A 16,663-nucleotide genomic window follows, 5' to 3' on the forward strand; every position below is an offset into this window, starting at 1 on the left:
GCTCGAGTGGGATCGAGAGCGTGGGGAAGGGAGTTCCTGACTCGCCCGGCTTTGCAGCCGGACTCACAGTGGCGGGACCGCGCCGGATTCGCACCGGGCTTCCTCCCCTGTCGCCGTTCCTGGCGATGCCGGGCCGGGTGGCCCGCTGCTAGGCATAGTAAGGGCCGCACATCGGATGGTGTTCATACCGCTCAGGATGATGGTCGGTATGCTCGCCGCCATGTCCACTTCCGACACTCCTCCGCCGGCCTCGGGGGAGCCCTTCTCCCGGGACCGTGGCGATGCCTGCCCGGGGTCGCTGCGGCTCCACCGGGCGGACGACGGTGCGCTGGCGCGGGTGCGGATCCCCGGCGGCGTGCTGGACATGCGGCAGGCGGACGTGCTCCGCGAGGCGGCACGGGAGTTGGGCGACGGTGAGTTGCATCTCACTTCGCGGGGCAATGTCCAGTTGCGCGGGCTCGGCGCGGACTGCGGCGGGCGGCTCGCCGAACTCCTCGGTGCGGCAGGGCTGCTGCCGTCCTGGAGTCATGAGCGGATACGCAATGTGGTGGCCTCCCCGCTCTCCGGGCTCGACGGCCGGGGCCGGTCGGACGTCGGGCCGTGGCTGACCGCGCTGGACGGGCTGTTGTGCGGAAGTGACAAAGCGGCCGGGCTGTCCGGCCGCTTTCTGTTCGCGCTCGACGACGGCCGCGGTGATGTGGACGCCCTGGGTGCGGACGTGACGGTGCTGGGGCGGGGCGACGGGAGCGCGCTGCTGCGGATCGGGGCCGCGGAGACGGTGCTGAGGGTTTCCGGGGGCGATGCGCCGCGCGCCGCGCTGATCGCGGCCGAGACGTTTCTGGAGACGGCGCGGGAGGCGGGCGCCTGGCGGGTGAGCGAACTGCCTTTCCCTGCCGAAGAGTTGTCGTCGCAGGTGGGAACGGCACTGCGTGCGGCGGGAGTTGACGCAGCCGACCACATGGAGCACGTACCACCGGCGACGACGGCGCAGGAGCCCGCGTACGGACTCGTCGGCACATCCGGACCGGCGGCGCTCTGCGTGGGCGTTCCGCTGGGGCGACTCAGCGGTGCGCAGTGGGAGAGCCTGTCCCGGGCGGGCGATGAGCTGCGGCTGACCCCGTGGCGCAGCGTCGTCGTGACGGGCGTGGCGCCCGGTGAGGCGGCGGCGCGACTGGGCGAGTGGGACGCGGCCGGACTGATCGTCGGTCCCGGCTCCGCGTGGACGGGGGTCGGTGCGTGCATCGGCCGGCCCGGATGCGCGAAGGCACTGGCCGATGTGCGGGGCGACGCGGAGGCCTTCGTGCGCGCCGCCGGAGCGCCCGTGGCCGGACGGCTCCCCGTGTACTGGTCCGGCTGCGAACGCCGGTGCGGTCACCCCAAGGGTGCCTGGGCCGACGTCGTCGCCGTCCCCGGTGGGTACCAGGTGACCCAGGTCCGCGAGGGGGTGCGGGGAGCCCCCGTGACGGTCCACGCCGGCCCGTCCGGCCTGGCCGCCGCGGTGGACGCCGCCCGTCGCACCCGTACCTGAACCATGACCTGACGGGCCGGCAGCCGGCCGGCCGGCCGAGACCAGCCCGACCAGCCAAGACCAGCCAGAGCAGTCCGACCAGCCCGACCATCGACCGGAGAGAGCGAACCCACCGTGTTCCAGTACGAGAAGGACGGACCGGCGATCTACCGCCAGTCCTTCGCCACCATCCGCGCCGAGGCGGATCTCGCGGGCCTGCCCGCCGACGTCAGCCAGGTCGCGGTCCGCCTGATCCACGCCTGCGGCATGGTCGACCTCGTACGCGACATCGGCTTCACCCCGGGCGTGGTGGCCGGTGCCCGCGCGGCGCTGCGCTCCGGTGCGCCGATCCTGTGCGACGTCGCCATGGTCGCCAGCGGTGTCACCCGCAAGCGGCTGCCCGCCGGCAACGAGGTCATCTGCACCCTGTCGGACCCCACGGTCCCCGATCTCGCGGCGAAGCTCGGCACGACCCGCAGCGCCGCGGCGATGGAGCTGTGGCGGGACCGCATGGAAGGGGCCGTAGTGGCGGTCGGCAACGCGCCGACCGCCCTGTTCCGGCTGCTCGAGATGATCGAGGAGGGTGCTCCCCGCCCGGCCGCCGTCATCGGCGTGCCCGTCGGTTTCGTCGGAGCAGCCGAGTCCAAGGACGCCCTGGCCGACCATCCGTCCGGTCTGGAACACCTGGTCGTACGGGGCCGTCGCGGCGGCAGCGCCATAGCCGCGGCCGCGCTCAACGCGATCGCCAGCGAGGAAGAGTAAGAGTGAGCGAGCAGAACACGGGCCGGCTGTACGGGGTGGGCCTCGGGCCCGGAGATCCGGCACTGATGACCGTACGAGCGGTGCAGATCATCGCCGGAGCCGATGTCATCGCCTATCACAGCGCCCGCCACGGACGGTCCATCGCGCGCTCCATCGCCGCCGAGCACATCCGCGCGGACCACATCGAGGAGAAGCTGGTCTATCCGGTCACGACGGAGACCACCGACCACCCCGGGGGCTACCGGGGTGCGATGGAGGAGTTCTACGGCGAGGCAGCGGCCCGGCTGGCGGTGCACCTGGACGCCGGGCGGACGGTGGCGGTGCTCGCCGAGGGCGACCCGATGTTCTACGGCTCGTACATGCACATGCACAAGCGGCTCGCCGACCGCTATCCCACCGAGGTGATCCCGGGGGTGACGTCGGTCAGCGCGGCCGCCGCCCGGCTCGGCACCCCGCTCGCCGAGGGCGAGGAGGTGCTGACGATCCTGCCCGGCACCCTGCCGGAGGAGGAACTGACGGCCAGGCTGGCCGCCACCGACGCCGCCGTGGTGATGAAGCTGGGGCGTACGTTCCCCGCCGTGCGCCGCGCCTTCGAGGCGTCGGGGCGGCTCGGCGAGGCGCACTACGTGGAGCGCGCCACGATGGCCGGGGAGCGTACCGGCGAGCTGGCCGACACCGACCCGGACTCCGTGCCGTACTTCGCCGTCGCGGTGCTGCCCAGCCGGATCGACGCGCCCCGCCCGGAAGCGGGTGCGGACGCGGCCGGCACCGGTGAGGTCGTCGTCGTCGGTACGGGTCCCGCCGGACCGCTGTGGCTGACCCCGGAGACCCGGGGGGCGCTGGCCGCCGCCGACGATCTCGTCGGCTACACCACCTACCTGGACCGGGTCCCGTTCCGCCCCGGTCAGGCACGCCACGGCTCCGACAACAAAGTGGAGTCGGAGCGCGCCGAGTTCGCCCTCGACCTGGCCCGCCGCGGCCGCCGGGTGGCCGTCGTGTCGGGCGGCGATCCGGGGATCTTCGCCATGGCGACCGCCGTGCTGGAAGTGGCCTCGCAGGACGCGTACGCGAAGGTACCCGTGCGAGTGCTGCCCGGGGTGACCGCGGCCAATGCCGCCGCGGCCCGGGCGGGCGCGCCGCTCGGCCACGACTACGCCACGATCTCGCTCTCCGACCGGCTCAAGCCGTGGGAGGTCATCGCCGCCCGGCTGCGCGCGGCCGCGGCGGCGGATCTGGTGCTCGCGCTGTACAACCCGGGTTCGCGGTCCCGTACCGAGCAGGTCGGCAAGGCCCGTGACCTGCTGCTGGAGCACCGTTCGCCGGACACTCCGGTGGTGGTGGGCCGGGATGTGGGCGGGCCCTCGGAGAGCGTACGGATCGTCACCCTGGCCGAGCTGGACCCCGCCGAGGTCGACATGAGGACGATCCTGCTGGTCGGCTCCTCGCAGACGCGGGCGGTGCGGCGTGGTGACGGCCGGCAGATCGTGTGGACGCCGCGGCGGTACCCGGAGGTCTGAGGCAGGCATCGGCCGTCCGGGGGCAGGGCCGGCCTCAATCGCGCAGGCCGGCCAGCCACGCCATCGCCTCTTCCGGCGCGGCGGCCACCGGTACGCCCTCCGGGACCGGTGGCCGGCGGACCACCACCACCGGAATGCCGGCCTCCCGGGCGGCGGTCAGCTTCGGGGCGGTGGCGTCGCCCCCGCTGTCCTTCGTGACGAGGACGTCGACGCGGTGACGGCGGATCAGCTCGCGCTCACCGTCGAGGGTGAAGGGCCCACGGTCCAGCAGGACCTCCATCCGCGCCGGGTGCGGTCCGTCGGGGGCGTCCACGGACCGCATCAGGAACCACAGGAAGCCGAGGCCGGCGAAGGCCGCGAGCCCCATCCGGCCCGTGGTCAGGAAGACCCGGCGGCCCAGCGCGGGCAGGGCCGTGGCCGCCTCGTCCAGCGACCCGACCGGATGCCAGCGGTCGCCGTCGACCGGCACCCAGCCGGGCCGGCGCAGCGCGAGCAGGGGAACATGGGCGGCGGCAGCGGCCGAGGCCGCATGGAAACTGATCGTCCCGGCGAAAGGATGGGTGGCATCGATGAGCGCGTCGACCCGGTGCGTACGCAGCCACTCGGCGAGCCCGTCGGCTCCGCCGAACCCGCCGACCCGCACCTCCCCCGGCGGCAGCTTCGGACTGGCCACCCGGCCGGCCAGCGAGCTGGTGACCCGGGCTCCGGCGGGCAGCGTCCCGGCCAGGATCCCGGCGAGCCGGCGGGCCTCCGTCGTGCCACCGAGGACGAGTACGTGCATGGGATCGGTCCAGACATGAGTGAGGCGACGGGCGGGCGCAGCGCCCAACTCAAACACACCGGTCTGCGGCCCGGCTGGACGACCGGTGCCTGTGCCACCGCCGCAGCCACCGCCGCGTACACGGCCCTGCTGACCGGTGACTTCCCCGACCCGGTGACCATCACCCTGCCCAAGGGCCAGACCCCCGCGTTCGCGTTGGCCGTGGAGGAACTCGACGGGGACCGGGCGACGGCCGGCGTGGTCAAGGACGCGGGCGACGATCCGGACGTGACGCACGGCGCGCTGGTACGGGCCACCGTGCGCCGCCTGCCGCCCGGCTCGGGTGTGGTGTTCCGGGCAGGTCCCGGCGTGGGCACGGTGACCCGCCCCGGTCTGCCGCTGGACGTCGGCGAGCCGGCCATCAACCCGGTGCCGCGGCAGTTGATGCGCGACCACATCGCGCGGGTGGCGGCGGAGCGCGGCGCCACGGGCGACGCCGAGATCACCGTCTCCGTCGATCACGGCGAGGAGATCGCCCGTTCCACGTGGAACCCGCGCCTCGGCATCCTGGGCGGACTGTCGATCCTCGGCACGACAGGGGTCGTCGTCCCGTACTCCTGCTCGGCGTGGATCGACTCGATCCGCCGCGGCGTGGACGTGGCCCGCGCGGCGGGGCACACGCATGTGGCGGGGTGCACGGGGTCGACCTCGGAGAAGACCGTCGTCGCCGAGTACGGCCTGCCGGAGATCGCCCTGCTCGACATGGGGGACTTCGCAGGAGCGGTGCTCAAGTACGTACGCAGGCATCCGGTGGACCGGCTGACGGTGTGCGGCGGGTTCGCGAAGCTGTCGAAGCTCGCTGCGGGCCATCTGGATCTGCACTCGGCCCGCTCCCAGGTCGACAAGGGGTTCCTCGCCGAACTCGCCCGGCGGGGCGGCGCGGACACGGCCCTGGCAGCCGCAGTGGCGGAGGCCAACACGGGCCTGGCCGCCCTTCAGCTGTGCGCGGCGGCCGGGGTCCCCCTGGGCGACCTGGTCGCAGTCGCCGCCCGCGACCAGGCGCTGTCGGTGCTGCGCGGGGCGCCGGTGTCCGTGGACGTCGTCTGCATCGACCGCGCGGGGACGGTCGTGGGCCGCAGCGAGCCGCGGTGACGACGGCCGGGCGACCGGGTCAGCAGACGTGCCGCTCGCGCTCCGCCGAGTACAGGTGGCTGTCGCGGAACTGCTCGGCGCCCAGCGTGCGGCCCACCATGATGACGGCGGTACGGATGACGCCCGCGGCCTTCACCTGACCGGCGATGTCGCTGAGCGAACCGCGCAGGATCAGCTCGTCCGGGCGGGACGCCATGGCCACCACGGCGGCCGGGCAGTCGGCCCCGTAGTGCGGCAGCAGCTCCTCGGCGACCCGGTCCACGTACCGGGCGGCCAGATGCAGCACGATCAGCGCACCGCTGCGCCCGAGCGTCGCAAGGTCCTCGCCGTCCGGCATGGCGGTGGCACGGTGGGCGATGCGGGTGAGGATGACGGTCTGGCCGACGGTCGGCACGGTCAGTTCCCGTTTCAGCGCGGCTGCGGCCGCCGCGAACGCCGGTACTCCGGGCACCACTTCGTACGGCACCCCTGCCGCGTCGAGCCGCCTCATCTGCTCGGCGACCGCACTGAAGACGGACGGGTCGCCGGAGTGCAGCCGGGCCACGTCGCGCCCGTCCTCGTGGGCGCGGACCAGCTCGGCGGTGATCTCGTCGAGGGTGAGCTGCGCGGTGTCGACGAGGCGTGCGTCCGGCGGGCATTCGGCGAGGAGTTCCCGGGGGACCAGGCTGCCCGCGTACAGGCAGACCTGGCAGGCGGCGAGCGTCCGGGCGCCGCGCACCGTGATCAGGTCGGCGGCGCCGGGCCCGGCACCGATGAAGTACACGGTCATCTGTTGTCTCCTGTGTCTCCTGATGCGGACGGTGCCGAGGACTTGCACACGGACCACTGGGTGACCGGCATGGCCTGCCGCCAGCCGGTGAAGCCGCCGACCGGTACGGCGTGCGCCACCGCGAGCCGTACCAGCTCGCCGCCGTGGCGCCCGTACCGCTCGGTGAGCAGCGCCTCGGACTCCAGCGTCACGGTGTTGGCGACCAGCCGGCCGCCGGGCGGCAGTGCGTCCCAGCAGGCGTCGAGCAGCCCCGGCACGGTCAGTCCGCCGCCGATGAACACGGCGTCCGGAACCGGCAGTCCGGCGAGCGCCTCCGGGGCCCGCCCGGTCACCACGCGCAGCGCGGGGACGCCGAGCCGGTCGGCGTTACGGGTGATGCGTCCGGCCCGCACCGGATCGCGTTCGACGGTCACGGCACGGCAGGACGGGTGGGTGCGCATCCACTCGACGGCGATCGAGCCGGATCCGCCGCCGATGTCCCAGAGCAGCTCGCCGGGGGCCGGGGCCAGTGCCCCGAGGGTGGCTGCGCGGATGTGACGTTTGGTGAGCTGGCCGTCGTGTTCGTACGCGACGTCCGGCAGTCCGGGAACGGCCCCGAGCCGCAGTGCGTCCGGGGCCCGGTGGCACTCGATCGCGATGACGTTCAACGGGTCGCCCGGCGGATGCGCCCATGCCTCGGCCGTACCCGCCGCACCGTCCTCGGCCTCGCCGCCGAGCTGCTCCAGCACCCGCATGCGGCTGGGCCCGAAGCCGTGCTCGCGCAGCAGCGCCGCCACTTCGCCCGGGGTGCCGGCGCCGGCGCTCAGCACCAGCAGCCGCCGGCCGTCGTGCAGGGCGGCGGCCAGCCGGGCCGCCGGGCGGCCGACGAGGGTGACGACCTCGGTGTCCTCCAGCGGCCAGCCGAGCCGGGCGCAGGCGTAGGAGACGGAGGACGGATGCGGCAGGACACGGAGGTTTTCGGCGCCCAACTCCTCGCAGAGCGCGCGCCCGATGCCGTAGAACATGGGGTCGCCGCTGGCCAGCACGGCGATCCGGAGTCCCTGATGTGCGGTCAGGAGAGCGGCCACGGCGGGCCGCAGCGGCGAGGGCCAGGGCACGCGCCGCCCCGTGCACTGCGGTGGCAGCAGCTCCAACTGCCGTGCACCGCCGATCACCACCTGTGCGCCGAGCAGCGCCGCGCGCGAGTCCTCCGGCAGCCCCTGCCATCCGTCGGCGCCGATCCCCACGACGGTCGGCGCAGGGGGCGGGGGCGGGCTGGGCTCTGCGGGTATCACGGCCGGTACCTCGGAGTTCGGGGGCTGACGCAGCCGAAACTCTACTGTTCGTCCCTGCCCGGCCGGTGGGCCGGGCAGGGGCCGTCTGCCGGGAGCGGTCAGAACCGGAAGACCGGGCCCGTGACCGCTGCCAGCACACAGGCGTTGGCGAAGGTCCGCTGCCAGGACACCGGCCGGCCGTCGTACTGCCCCTCGGCGGTGGCGGTGACCGGGTTGTAGAGGTGCGGGCACGGCCGCGGGTCGCCCGTCGGCCCGTCGAGATCGCCCCCGGCCGTGTCCAGTGCGGCGCAGGCCTCGGCGGCCTTCGGGTGGTTGCTCCCGGAGGCCGCCGGGCACTCGAGGAGGACGCCGCGGATCCACGTGTCGTCGCTGCCGGACACGGTCAGGAAGAGCCCGCTGTCGGGGGCGGCGGCGTGCGCAGTGGGGGACATGAGCAGGGGCGTGGCCAGGGCGGCGGCGGTCAGCGAGGCGGCGGCCAGGAGCCGCGCGACGGTGGCGACGATCACGGTGGGGGTAACGAACCGCCGGTCATGAGGACACGAGCGGTGTTTCTTCCCGGAGGGGTGAATGGAAGCTTCCGGCATGCCGTTCGATCCGTCGGGGCAGTTCATATCCGCAGGGCTGCCGCACTCCGCCGGGTGCCCCGCCGGAGTATCCTAGACATACCAGGAACATTCCGTACATGAGCCTCCGAGCCCGTGTCGTTCTTGGCGATTCACAACGCCGGGCCGGTGCACACCGGCCCGGGGCAGGGTTCGCGTCATGATTGCGCCCGTTCTGTACGCGTCCGCGGTCGATGACCGGACCTTCTCTTCGCCCTCGCCGCCGCGTCTCTCGCTGGCTCCGGCGGGCACCGATCCAGCCCTTCTGGACGGCGCGTGGTGGCCGCATTCCCGCGATCTGACGGTGGAGCTTCCCGCGCTGGCAGCGGTGCTCGACCCGCTGTGGGGCCGGATCACCCGCGTGACGGTGAACCCCACCTTCTGGCCCGTGATCCCACGGAAGGTTCCCGTCCAGGGGCATGTGATCCACGTCGGCTGGTTCAAGCCCGAACAGGACCCGAACAAGTTGCTGCTCCTCTCCTACACCACCGGCCGCTGGGACCTGCTGGTGATCCCGCCGGAGACGGACCCGGGTACCGCCGCCTGGCTGCTGACCGCAGCCGCCGATCCGGCACGGAGCCTCACCGCGAGTGGACTGATGCGGGAGGCCGAGCTCTTCCGGGCCGCGGCCGAGGCCGACTGGGACCTCGTCCGGGAGACGGTCTGGGACTCCGAAGGCGGCCACAGCGCCCGGCCGGCCTCGCGAGGCCGTGTCCGAGCAGTCGTCGCCCAGGCGCCGGGCCCGAGGGAAGGGATGTGAAGGCATGGAGGTGTGCAACGACGTGCGCGTCCGGAGGAGTGGCTCGCCATGACTTCGGACGCGCACGTTCCTGGCCGTACCGATGACACGGCGCCGCTCCTGCTCCTGTCGGACACGAGCGGTCGGCCGATCGTTCCCGGGATCGCGGTGCTGCGGATGGAGACGACCCCCGATCGCGAGGGGGTCTTCGACGGTGCGTGGTGGCCGCGTTCCCGCGACATAGCGTCCCAACTGCCCGGTCTGATCGATGCCTTGGCCGCCCGGCTGGGGCCCATCGCACGGGTCGGTCTGGACGCGAGTGCCTGGGACGATGCGCCGGGCCACCTCGTGATCGGTGGCCGGACCGTCCGTATCGACTGGTCCGCGGTCGACGACAGCACGATGATCGTCACGCGTGGCGAGCAGGACCATTTCTCGTTCCTGGTGATCCCGCCCCAGGCCAGTGCCGCCGCCGCGCGCGCTGCGATGGCCATGGCCGTGCAGGAGGGAAACTGCACGCCTGCGGAGCAGATCCTCATGGGTGTGGGCATCATCCCCGCAGCACCGAGTTGATGCGGACATGGAAGCGGCCCCGATGGTCTCGCCACCGGAGCCGGCCCTTCCAGGGCGCCACACGTGAGAGTGTGCGTCCTTGCCTCCATGGTACTCCGCAAATCGGTATAAAGCGGATCCGTTCTTCATTTATTCCGTGTTGCCGTGCCACTGCCCCTCGACGCGGAACCACAGACCCGGTGCGTAGATCGCATGGACAGCCGGGGCTTCCCCCTTTGCCACCTGCAGGATCCGCAAGGCGCCGCTGGGCAGCAGGTCGTACTCGTACACCATCTCGGAGTCGCCCTCCGTGATGTCCGTGTACGAGATGTCCGCCACCCCCTGCTCTGCGTATTCCTTGGGGGGACGATTCTCTACCAACTTGACGAAAACGCCCATGGTTTGACGATAGGATCGCCGAGGTCGTCGCGCTCGCGGGACGGCAGCTTACGACCGAGGAAACGGAGGCGGTCAGTGCTGCCCGGCCGGCGCGATGTTCTGGTTGGCGTGGAAGAAATTGTCCGGGTCGTAGGTCTGCTTGATCTTCGCGAGCCTGTCGTAGTGGCCGCGGTAGGTGGCCCGGACCCGGTCCGGGGTCTCACCCGCTCCCATGAAGTTCACGTACGCCCCGCCCATCGAGTGCGGGTGCAGCTCCTCCCAGTAGTCGACACACCACTGCCTGATCGTCTCGGCCTTGTCCGGGTCGGGGTCGATGCCCGCGATGACGCCGGACCAGACGGCGTCCCGGTACGCCCACGCCGTGTCGTCCGCGCCGATCCGGTGGGCGGCTCCGTCGACCGGGTACAGGTGCATGGTCGACAGGTCGGTGGGGAGGTTCTCGGCGTACTTGATGTGCACGTCGATGGCGTCGTCCGTGATCCGGTCGAAGAAGTTGCCGCGCCAGTACCACTGCAGGCCGGCCGGGAGCAGTTCGTCGAACATGCTCTGCAGTGCGGGGTACGGCATCGGTGTCGTGAAGTGGAAGGTCGGTGGGCCCGGTTCGTTCACGACCTTGAGGGTCTCTTCGAGGAGCGCGGGTTCGCCGGTCCAGCACCACACGACGCCGCACATCTTCTGGCCGTGCAGCTCCTCCGGGAACGGCGGACCGGGCGGCACGCTGAGCGCCGCGAAGAAGCCGTTCAGCTTCTCGGGCGCCTGCGGCAGGAAGTCCCGGTACCACTCGAGGACTTCGCGGGTCCGGTCGACCGGCCACACGGTGATCGCGACACCCACGGTGTCCACCGGGTGCAGCTGGAAGCTGAACGAGGTGACGACGCCGAAGTTCCCGCCGCCGCCGCGCAGTGCCCAGAACAGGTCGGCGTTCTCGTTCTCGTTCGTGGTGACGAAGCTGCCGTCGGCCAGCACGACGTCCGCTGCGAGCAGGTTGTCCATCGTCAGGCCGTACCTACGGGTGAGATAACCGTGGCCGCCGCCGAGGGTGAGGCCGCCGACGCCCGTGGTGGACTGGATCCCGGCCGGGGTGGCCAGCCCGAAGCCGTGGGCGGCATGGTCGAGGTCGGCGAGCTTGCTGCCGCCGCCGACGAGCGCGGTCCGGGTGTCGGGATCGATGTACGCCCAGCGCATCGGTGACAGGTCGAGGGTGACACCGTCGTCCACCACACACAGTCCGGCACCGCTGTGCCCGCCGCCCCGGACGGCGAGTTCGAGCCCTTCGGTACGGAGGAAGCCGACCGCGGCCATGACGTCCGCCGCGTCCGTGCACCGCACCACAGCGGCCGGGCGCCGGTCGATCATGGCGTTGTAGACCGTGCAGGCCTCGCGGTACTCCGGATCCTGCGGGCCGATGACCGGGCCGCGCAACGCGGTCCGCATCGCTTCGAGGGTGGTGCCGTCCATAGCCGTCTCCTTGCCGGGGCGCGGACCGCCGATGTCTCCACGCTCCCGCCGGGCGAGGGGCGGTGCAATCGCCGGGGGCCGCGCAAAGAGCGACATGCGATGTCGGGGAGCGGTGGGCGGGGGCGACCCGCAGGCGCACCATGAAGCCATGGACGGACGTCCGGGATCCTTCACCGGCGGCATCAGCCCCCCGGGGCGCCTCGCCGGGCCCGGCGAGGGCATCAGCCCGGAGGAACTCGCGCTCGCGGCACGCAACCACGGTCTGCCGCTGGAGGCGCTGCGCTACGACGTCACGCCACCCGGCCTCCACTACGTACTGGTCCACTACGACATTCCCTATGTCCCCGACGCCTGTGCCGGGCGCTCCCACGGCTGGCAGCTCACCGTGCACGGCCGGGTCCGCAGGCCGCTGGCGCTGGACGCGGCGGCCCTGCGGTCGTTCCCGGCCGTCACGCATCGCGTCACGATGGAGTGTGCGGGCAACGGGCGGGCCCTGCTCACCCCGCGTCCGGTCAGCCAGCCGTGGCAGGTCGAAGCGGTCGGTACGGCCGAATGGACCGGGGTGCCGCTGCGGCTGCTGCTCGCCGAGGCCGGGGTCGAGCCGGACGCGGTCGAGGCCGTCTTCTGCGGGGCCGACCACGGCGTCGAGCGGGGCGTCGAGCAGGACTACCGGCGGAGCCTGCCGTTGGAGGTGGCCCTCGGCGACGACCCGGACGTGCTGGTGGCGTACCGGATGAACGGCGGGCCGCTGCCGCCGCAGCACGGTCATCCGCTCCGGCTGGTGGTGCCGGGCTGGTACGGCATGGCCCACGTGAAGTGGCTCCGCGAGATCCGGCTCACCAGCACCCCGTTCACCGGGTTCCAGCAGACGACGGCGTACCGCTACCGCCAGGAGCCCGACGATCCCGGCGAGCCCGTCACCCGGATCGCCCCGCGGGCGCTGATGATCCCGCCCGGCTTCCCGGACTTCATGTCCAGGACCCGTTTCGTCCATCCCGGGCGGCTGCTGCTGGAAGGCAGGGCCTGGTCGGGGCGGCCGCCCGTCACCCGGGTCGAGGTGACCACCGACGACTGCCGTTCCTGGTACGACGCCGAGCTCGCCGCGCCGGACGGGGACGGGTCGCACATCTGGGCCTGGCAGCGGTGGCAGGCGTCATGGAAGGCCACCCCCGGCAGGCATGTCCTCGCCGCGCGCGCCACCGACGCGGCGGGCCGGGTACAGCCCCTGCGCCAGGCGTGGAACCGCGGCGGCTTCGGTAACAACGCCGTCCAGCGGATCCCGGTGCACTGCGGTGCGGGGCGTCCGGACTGAGCCGGGACGCACGGGAACGAGCCGCACCGCCGGGGCCGGGCGGTGCAGCTCGGACGTGGAGTACGCCTCAGATCAGGAGCTTCGTCTTGGCCTGCACGAACTCCTCGTCGGTGATCGCGCCACGGTCCCTGAGGTCCGCGAGTTTGGCCAGTTCGTCGACGCTCGGCCCGCCCTTCGCCGCGGCGCCCTTGTCGCCCGTGCCCGCCGCCTCGCGTACGTACGCCTTGAAGGCGGCCTCCCTCTCCTGGACCTCCTTCATGTCGCGCTTCCCCATGGATTTGCCGCGCGCGATCACGTAGACCAGGACGCCGAGGTACGGCACCACCAGGGCCAGGATCAGCCAGCCCGCCTTGGCCCAGCCGCCCAGGTCGTCGCTGCGGAAGATGTCCACGATGACCTTGAAGAGCAGGAACAGCCACATGATCCAGAGGAAGAACCAGAGCATGGTCCAGAAGAGATTGAGCAGGGGGTAGTCGTCCATGTTTCAGCTCCCTGGTCGTCGCCGCGGTTCAGCGCCGAATGACTGAATGCTGAATCAGTCATATCACCACATATGGGCGCCTGCTCGTCGTGGTTCGGCACCGGTCCTCCGGGGGTGCTGCGGAGTACCGTGGAACCGTCGGCGAAGGCGTGGGCGAGTGCGAGGGCGTATGAGAGCCGCAGACGAGTCCGCTCTGAGCCCGGTCGGGGCGGTGGGGCGCGTCACCGTGCCGATCCCGCAGAGCGGCCCGGGCGAAGTGCTGGTGGCCGTGCGGGGCGGTTCGGAGGCCTACACCGCATGGTCGTCGACGTCGATCGACAGGGACGAACGCGTCGTTGTCGTCGACTCGGTCTCGGCGCGCAGCGTGATCGTCGAACGTCTGCCGTCCTGAACCGGGATCCGGCACCGGGGGATGACGCCGGGGGACGACGTCGAGGTGAAATGACGTACGGCAGGAGTCCGCTCATGTTGTTCTGGCACGTTCCCGCCCCCAACGAGGCGATGCTCATCTCCGGATCGAAGCGGCAGACGCAGGACACGCAGTTCCGGATCGTCACCGGCCACGGCAGTTTCGTCGTACCGGTGAAGCAGAAGGCGCGCATGCTCTCCCTGGCGCTGCGCGAGGCCGAGATCACCGAGGACTGCGTCACCCAGCAGGGCATCCGCCTCAACGTCCGCGCGGTCGCCGTCTTCAAGGTCGGTGACGACGCCGTCTCCATCGCCAACGCGGCACGCCGCTTCCTGTCCGAACAGGACCAGATGGAGGAGCTCGCGGGCCGGATCTTCGCCGGTCACCTGCGGTCCATCATCGGCGGGCTGACCGTCGAGCAGATCATCCGGGAACGGAACCGGGTCTCCCAGGAGGTCATCGCTGGCAGCCACGGCGAGATGGAGAAGCTCGGCATCGTCGTGGACGCCCTGCAGATCCAGGAGATCGACGACGCCACCGGCTACATCAGCAACCTCGCCGCCCCGCACGCGGCCGCCGTCGCCAGCCAGGCCCGGATCGCCCAGGCCAGGGCCGACCAGGAGGCGTCCGAGCGCGAGCAGCAGGCCGCGGCGCTCAAGGCCGAGTACGAACGGGACACCGCGATCAAGCGGGCCGGTTTCCTCGCCGAGACCGAGCAGTACAACGCCCGCGCCGCCCAGGCCGGGCCGCTCGCCCAGGCCAGGGCGTCGCAGGAGGTCATCGAGGAGCAGACCGCCCTGGCGGAGCGCCAGGCCGCGCTGGCCGCACAGCGGCTGGAGGCGGAGGTCAGGCGTCCGGCGGACGCCGAGGCGTACCGGCAGCGCACGCTCGCCGAGGCCGCCCGGGACCGGGCGAAGTTCCAGGCCGACGGCAATGCGTACACCGAGCGGACCCTCGCCCAGGCGCAGGCCGACGCCAACACCGCCCGCGCCGCCTCGCTCCGGGACGGAAACCAGGAGCTGATCGCGGCCAACCGCATCGTGGAGAACCTGCCGGCGCTGGCGGACGCGGCGGCCCGCGGGATGAAGGGCGCCGACCTCACCGTGCTCAACGGCACCAACGGGGTCAACGAGATGGCGGCGGGCGTGGTCGGTCAGGGGCTGGCCATCCTCCACGCGCTCCAGCGCAGCACGGGGGCGGGAGCGGGTGCGGTCAACGGGAAGCAGACGCCGCGCATCACCGAATCGAAGTGACCGGGGACCGGCTCCGGGCCGGGTTCGGCAGGGCCTGGGGCGGGCCGGGACGGACAGGATCTCGTGCCCGGGGGCCGGGCGGTTCGGCACTCATTCCTCAATTGGTCAGCAGCCCGTCCCGGATGGCGTAGAGTTGTGTTCACCGACGCGGGGTGGAGCAGCTCGGTAGCTCGCTGGGCTCATAACCCAGAGGTCGCAGGTTCAAATCCTGTCCCCGCTACTGAAATGTCAGGCCCGGCACGCAGCGAGCGTGCCGGGCCTGACGTGTATGTGTCCTCTCCCCCCATTGGCCGACGAGGAGTCGCCGCGTGAGGCCGCTCCGGCGAACCTGGGAGGTCACAGGGCGCACCGGGCAGGAGAACACAGGTGGGGATGGCGGAGAGGCCGAGCGGTGCGCGGGCCCTGGGCGACGGCTGGGCCTGGCAGTTCGTCCGCACGCTGCCGGTCCTGATGATCGTCGGCGGGCTGCTGTTCGACTACTTCACGCCGCCGGCCTTCACCGCCGTGCCGCTGTTCGTGGCGGCCCCGTTGATCGCCGCCCCGTTCGTCTCGCTGGCCGGCACCGTCCGTACCGGCGCGGCCGCGGTCCTCGCCATCGTCGCGCTGCGGACGGCCAGTGGCACGCTGATGCACGTCGTGCCGGTCATCGAGTTCTTCACCGTGCTCACGGTCTCGATCCTCGCCGTCGTCATCAACGGGGTGGTACGGCACAGCAATGAGCAGCTGGCCTCGGCGCGGTTCATCGCGGAGACCGCCATGCGGGCCGTGCTGCCGGCCCCCATGGACCGGATCGGGGGGCTCCGCGTCGCGGCGCGGTACGAGGCGGCCCAGGCGGACGAGTACGTCGGCGGCGACCTGTTCGCCGTGGCCGAGAGTCCGCACGGGGTGCGGCTCGTGGTCGGGGACGTGCGCGGCAAGGGGCTCCAGGCGGTCGAGGCGGTGGCCGTGATCATCGGTGCGTTCCGGGAGGCCGCCGAGCAGGAGGACTCGCTGGAGTGCGTGGCGCAGCGGCTGGAACGGGCGCTGGCGCGGGAGGGGGCGCGGCAGCGCGGTATCGATCCGGTCGAGGGGTTCGTGACCGCCGTGCTCGCCGAGATCCCGCCCGGCGCGGCCGAGGTGCGGATCGTCAACCGCGGCCACCCCGAGCCCATTCTGATCCACCCCGACGGCACACTGGACGTGCTGGTGCCGTCGGTGCCCGCGCTGCCGCTCGGCATGGACCTGGGGGTGTGGCCGGACCGGGCCGACGTATGGGGTCTGGCCGCCGGTGCGACGCTGCTCGCCTTCACGGACGGGCTCTCCGAGGCCCGAGACCCGCAAGGGGTCTTCTACGATCCGGCGGCCCGGCTGCGCGGCCGGATCTTTCCCGGGCCCGAGGAGCTGCTGTCCGCGCTCTCCGACGACGTGCGGCTGCACACCGGTGGCAAGTCCACCGACGACATGGCGCTGCTCGCTGTCGAGCGCCCCGCGGAGGGGCAGCCGGAGCGGCGGACGACGGTGAAGATCGTGGGACGTGATGCGCGTGCGAGCGAAGGAAATCCGAGCCGGTGAGAAGACTCGGCCGAGCCGGTGAGAGGGCTGTGCGGGCCGATGCCACTGTCCGTGACCGAAGGACGCCGCTCCGCATAACATTTGACGCAACGTCAGAAACCGGGTAATGACTGAGAGGCGATCAACTCGCCCGATTCCGCCCGATTGTGTCCCGTAAAGTCCAGGC

At 72.2% G+C, this 16,663-nt stretch carries 17 protein-coding genes, 1 tRNA gene and 1 riboswitch; of the genes, 11 read left to right on the forward strand and 7 right to left on the reverse strand.

What is annotated here, in order from left to right; genetic code table 11:
• Positions 1 to 30: 30 nt before the first annotated feature.
• A riboswitch (cobalamin riboswitch) is annotated at positions 31 to 126 on the reverse strand.
• Positions 127 to 208: 82 nt separating this feature from the next.
• The 3 genes from OG878_RS21155 to OG878_RS21165 all read left to right on the forward strand — a co-directional run bounded on the left by OG878_RS21155 (position 209) and on the right by OG878_RS21165 (position 3,786).
• Positions 209 to 1,528 carry a cobalamin biosynthesis protein CobG gene (locus OG878_RS21155; protein WP_328888227.1) on the forward strand — a complete coding sequence of 440 codons (1,320 nt, stop codon included), beginning with the start codon at positions 209 to 211 and terminating at the stop codon, positions 1,526 to 1,528.
• Positions 1,529 to 1,642: 114 nt separating this feature from the next.
• On the forward strand, positions 1,643 to 2,269 hold the full coding sequence (locus tag OG878_RS21160) for a precorrin-8X methylmutase (protein ID WP_328888228.1): 627 nt from the start codon (positions 1,643 to 1,645) through the stop codon (positions 2,267 to 2,269).
• Between the two features lie 2 nt (positions 2,270 to 2,271).
• Complete coding sequence (locus OG878_RS21165; RefSeq protein ID WP_328888229.1) at positions 2,272 to 3,786, forward strand: precorrin-2 C(20)-methyltransferase; 1,515 nt, start codon at positions 2,272 to 2,274, stop codon at positions 3,784 to 3,786.
• 34 nt (positions 3,787 to 3,820) lie between these two features.
• Here OG878_RS21165 and OG878_RS21170 read toward each other — a convergent pair whose 3' ends face one another.
• Positions 3,821 to 4,567 carry a cobalt-precorrin-6A reductase gene (locus OG878_RS21170; protein ID WP_328888230.1) on the reverse strand — a complete coding sequence of 249 codons (747 nt, stop codon included), beginning with the start codon at positions 4,565 to 4,567 and terminating at the stop codon, positions 3,821 to 3,823.
• Between the two features lie 15 nt (positions 4,568 to 4,582).
• Here OG878_RS21170 and OG878_RS21175 point away from each other — a divergent pair, with 15 nt between their 5' ends.
• The gene (locus OG878_RS21175) at positions 4,583 to 5,698 is read left to right on the forward strand and encodes a cobalt-precorrin-5B (C(1))-methyltransferase (RefSeq protein ID WP_328888231.1); all 1,116 of its coding nucleotides are present in this window, start codon (positions 4,583 to 4,585) and stop codon (positions 5,696 to 5,698) included.
• A 19-nt stretch (positions 5,699 to 5,717) separates the two neighbouring features.
• Here OG878_RS21175 and cobM read toward each other — a convergent pair whose 3' ends face one another.
• The 3 genes from cobM to OG878_RS21190 all read right to left on the reverse strand — a co-directional run bounded on the left by cobM (position 5,718) and on the right by OG878_RS21190 (position 8,247).
• The gene (cobM, locus tag OG878_RS21180; RefSeq protein ID WP_328888232.1) at positions 5,718 to 6,467 is read right to left on the reverse strand and encodes a precorrin-4 C(11)-methyltransferase; all 750 of its coding nucleotides are present in this window, start codon (positions 6,465 to 6,467) and stop codon (positions 5,718 to 5,720) included.
• The gene (cbiE, locus tag OG878_RS21185; RefSeq protein WP_328891320.1) at positions 6,464 to 7,738 is read right to left on the reverse strand and encodes a precorrin-6y C5,15-methyltransferase (decarboxylating) subunit CbiE; all 1,275 of its coding nucleotides are present in this window, start codon (positions 7,736 to 7,738) and stop codon (positions 6,464 to 6,466) included. The genes cobM and cbiE overlap by 4 nt, the downstream gene beginning before the upstream one ends.
• A 101-nt stretch (positions 7,739 to 7,839) precedes the next feature.
• Positions 7,840 to 8,247, reverse strand: coding sequence for an SSI family serine proteinase inhibitor (locus OG878_RS21190; RefSeq protein ID WP_328888233.1), 408 nt, complete (start codon positions 8,245 to 8,247; stop codon positions 7,840 to 7,842).
• 256 nt (positions 8,248 to 8,503) lie between these two features.
• On the opposite strand from OG878_RS21190, the gene OG878_RS21195 reads away from it, so the two are divergent.
• Together OG878_RS21195 and OG878_RS21200 are read left to right on the forward strand one after the other, a co-directional pair.
• On the forward strand, positions 8,504 to 9,103 hold the full coding sequence (locus OG878_RS21195; RefSeq protein ID WP_328888234.1) for a DUF5994 family protein: 600 nt from the start codon (positions 8,504 to 8,506) through the stop codon (positions 9,101 to 9,103).
• A gap of 48 nt (positions 9,104 to 9,151) precedes the next feature.
• The gene (locus OG878_RS21200; RefSeq protein ID WP_328888235.1) at positions 9,152 to 9,655 is read left to right on the forward strand and encodes a DUF5994 family protein; all 504 of its coding nucleotides are present in this window, start codon (positions 9,152 to 9,154) and stop codon (positions 9,653 to 9,655) included.
• A gap of 129 nt (positions 9,656 to 9,784) precedes the next feature.
• Here OG878_RS21200 and OG878_RS21205 read toward each other — a convergent pair whose 3' ends face one another.
• Positions 9,785 to 10,033 (reverse strand): hypothetical protein, encoded by a 249-nt coding sequence (locus OG878_RS21205; protein ID WP_328888236.1) that lies wholly within the window; start codon positions 10,031 to 10,033, stop codon positions 9,785 to 9,787.
• Positions 10,034 to 10,105: 72 nt separating this feature from the next.
• Entirely contained in the window at positions 10,106 to 11,491 is a 1,386-nt protein-coding gene (locus OG878_RS21210) for an FAD-binding oxidoreductase (RefSeq protein WP_328888237.1), read from the reverse strand.
• 148 nt (positions 11,492 to 11,639) lie between these two features.
• On the opposite strand from OG878_RS21210, the gene OG878_RS21215 reads away from it, so the two are divergent.
• Positions 11,640 to 12,803, forward strand: a complete 1,164-nt coding sequence (locus OG878_RS21215; protein WP_328888238.1) for a sulfite oxidase — start codon at positions 11,640 to 11,642, stop codon at positions 12,801 to 12,803.
• 67 nt (positions 12,804 to 12,870) lie between these two features.
• Here OG878_RS21215 and OG878_RS21220 read toward each other — a convergent pair whose 3' ends face one another.
• On the reverse strand, positions 12,871 to 13,284 hold the full coding sequence (locus tag OG878_RS21220) for an SHOCT domain-containing protein (protein WP_328888239.1): 414 nt from the start codon (positions 13,282 to 13,284) through the stop codon (positions 12,871 to 12,873).
• A 169-nt stretch (positions 13,285 to 13,453) separates the two neighbouring features.
• Between OG878_RS21220 and OG878_RS21225 the strand changes: the two genes are divergently transcribed.
• From OG878_RS21225 to OG878_RS21240, 4 genes are all read left to right on the forward strand, one after another.
• Complete coding sequence (locus tag OG878_RS21225; RefSeq protein ID WP_328888240.1) at positions 13,454 to 13,675, forward strand: hypothetical protein; 222 nt, start codon at positions 13,454 to 13,456, stop codon at positions 13,673 to 13,675.
• 74 nt (positions 13,676 to 13,749) lie between these two features.
• Entirely contained in the window at positions 13,750 to 14,946 is a 1,197-nt protein-coding gene (locus OG878_RS21230) for an SPFH domain-containing protein (RefSeq protein ID WP_328888241.1), read from the forward strand.
• Between the two features lie 146 nt (positions 14,947 to 15,092).
• A tRNA-Met gene (locus tag OG878_RS21235) sits at positions 15,093 to 15,166 on the forward strand.
• A 152-nt stretch (positions 15,167 to 15,318) separates the two neighbouring features.
• Positions 15,319 to 16,497, forward strand: coding sequence for a PP2C family protein-serine/threonine phosphatase (locus tag OG878_RS21240; protein ID WP_328888242.1), 1,179 nt, complete (start codon positions 15,319 to 15,321; stop codon positions 16,495 to 16,497).
• Positions 16,498 to 16,663: the final 166 nt, after the last annotated feature.

The organism is Streptomyces sp. NBC_00316 (assembly GCF_036158715.1).
Taxonomy (GTDB): domain Bacteria; phylum Actinomycetota; class Actinomycetes; order Streptomycetales; family Streptomycetaceae; genus Streptomyces.

Coding starts and splice junctions, on each gene's coding strand:
- OG878_RS21155 (WP_328888227.1), top strand. CDS start 209: ATGCTCGCCGCCATGTCCACTTCCGACACTCCTCCGCCGGCCTCGGGG.
- OG878_RS21195 (WP_328888234.1), top strand. CDS start 8,504: ATGATTGCGCCCGTTCTGTACGCGTCCGCGGTCGATGACCGGACCTTC.
- OG878_RS21220 (WP_328888239.1), bottom strand. CDS start 13,284: ATGGACGACTACCCCCTGCTCAATCTCTTCTGGACCATGCTCTGGTTC.
- OG878_RS21170 (WP_328888230.1), bottom strand. CDS start 4,567: ATGCACGTACTCGTCCTCGGTGGCACGACGGAGGCCCGCCGGCTCGCC.
- cobM (WP_328888232.1), bottom strand. CDS start 6,467: ATGACCGTGTACTTCATCGGTGCCGGGCCCGGCGCCGCCGACCTGATC.
- OG878_RS21215 (WP_328888238.1), top strand. CDS start 11,640: ATGGACGGACGTCCGGGATCCTTCACCGGCGGCATCAGCCCCCCGGGG.
- OG878_RS21200 (WP_328888235.1), top strand. CDS start 9,152: ATGACTTCGGACGCGCACGTTCCTGGCCGTACCGATGACACGGCGCCG.
- OG878_RS21210 (WP_328888237.1), bottom strand. CDS start 11,491: ATGGACGGCACCACCCTCGAAGCGATGCGGACCGCGTTGCGCGGCCCG.
- OG878_RS21175 (WP_328888231.1), top strand. CDS start 4,583: ATGAGTGAGGCGACGGGCGGGCGCAGCGCCCAACTCAAACACACCGGT.
- OG878_RS21205 (WP_328888236.1), bottom strand. CDS start 10,033: ATGGGCGTTTTCGTCAAGTTGGTAGAGAATCGTCCCCCCAAGGAATAC.
- OG878_RS21225 (WP_328888240.1), top strand. CDS start 13,454: ATGAGAGCCGCAGACGAGTCCGCTCTGAGCCCGGTCGGGGCGGTGGGG.
- OG878_RS21230 (WP_328888241.1), top strand. CDS start 13,750: ATGTTGTTCTGGCACGTTCCCGCCCCCAACGAGGCGATGCTCATCTCC.
- OG878_RS21240 (WP_328888242.1), top strand. CDS start 15,319: ATGGCGGAGAGGCCGAGCGGTGCGCGGGCCCTGGGCGACGGCTGGGCC.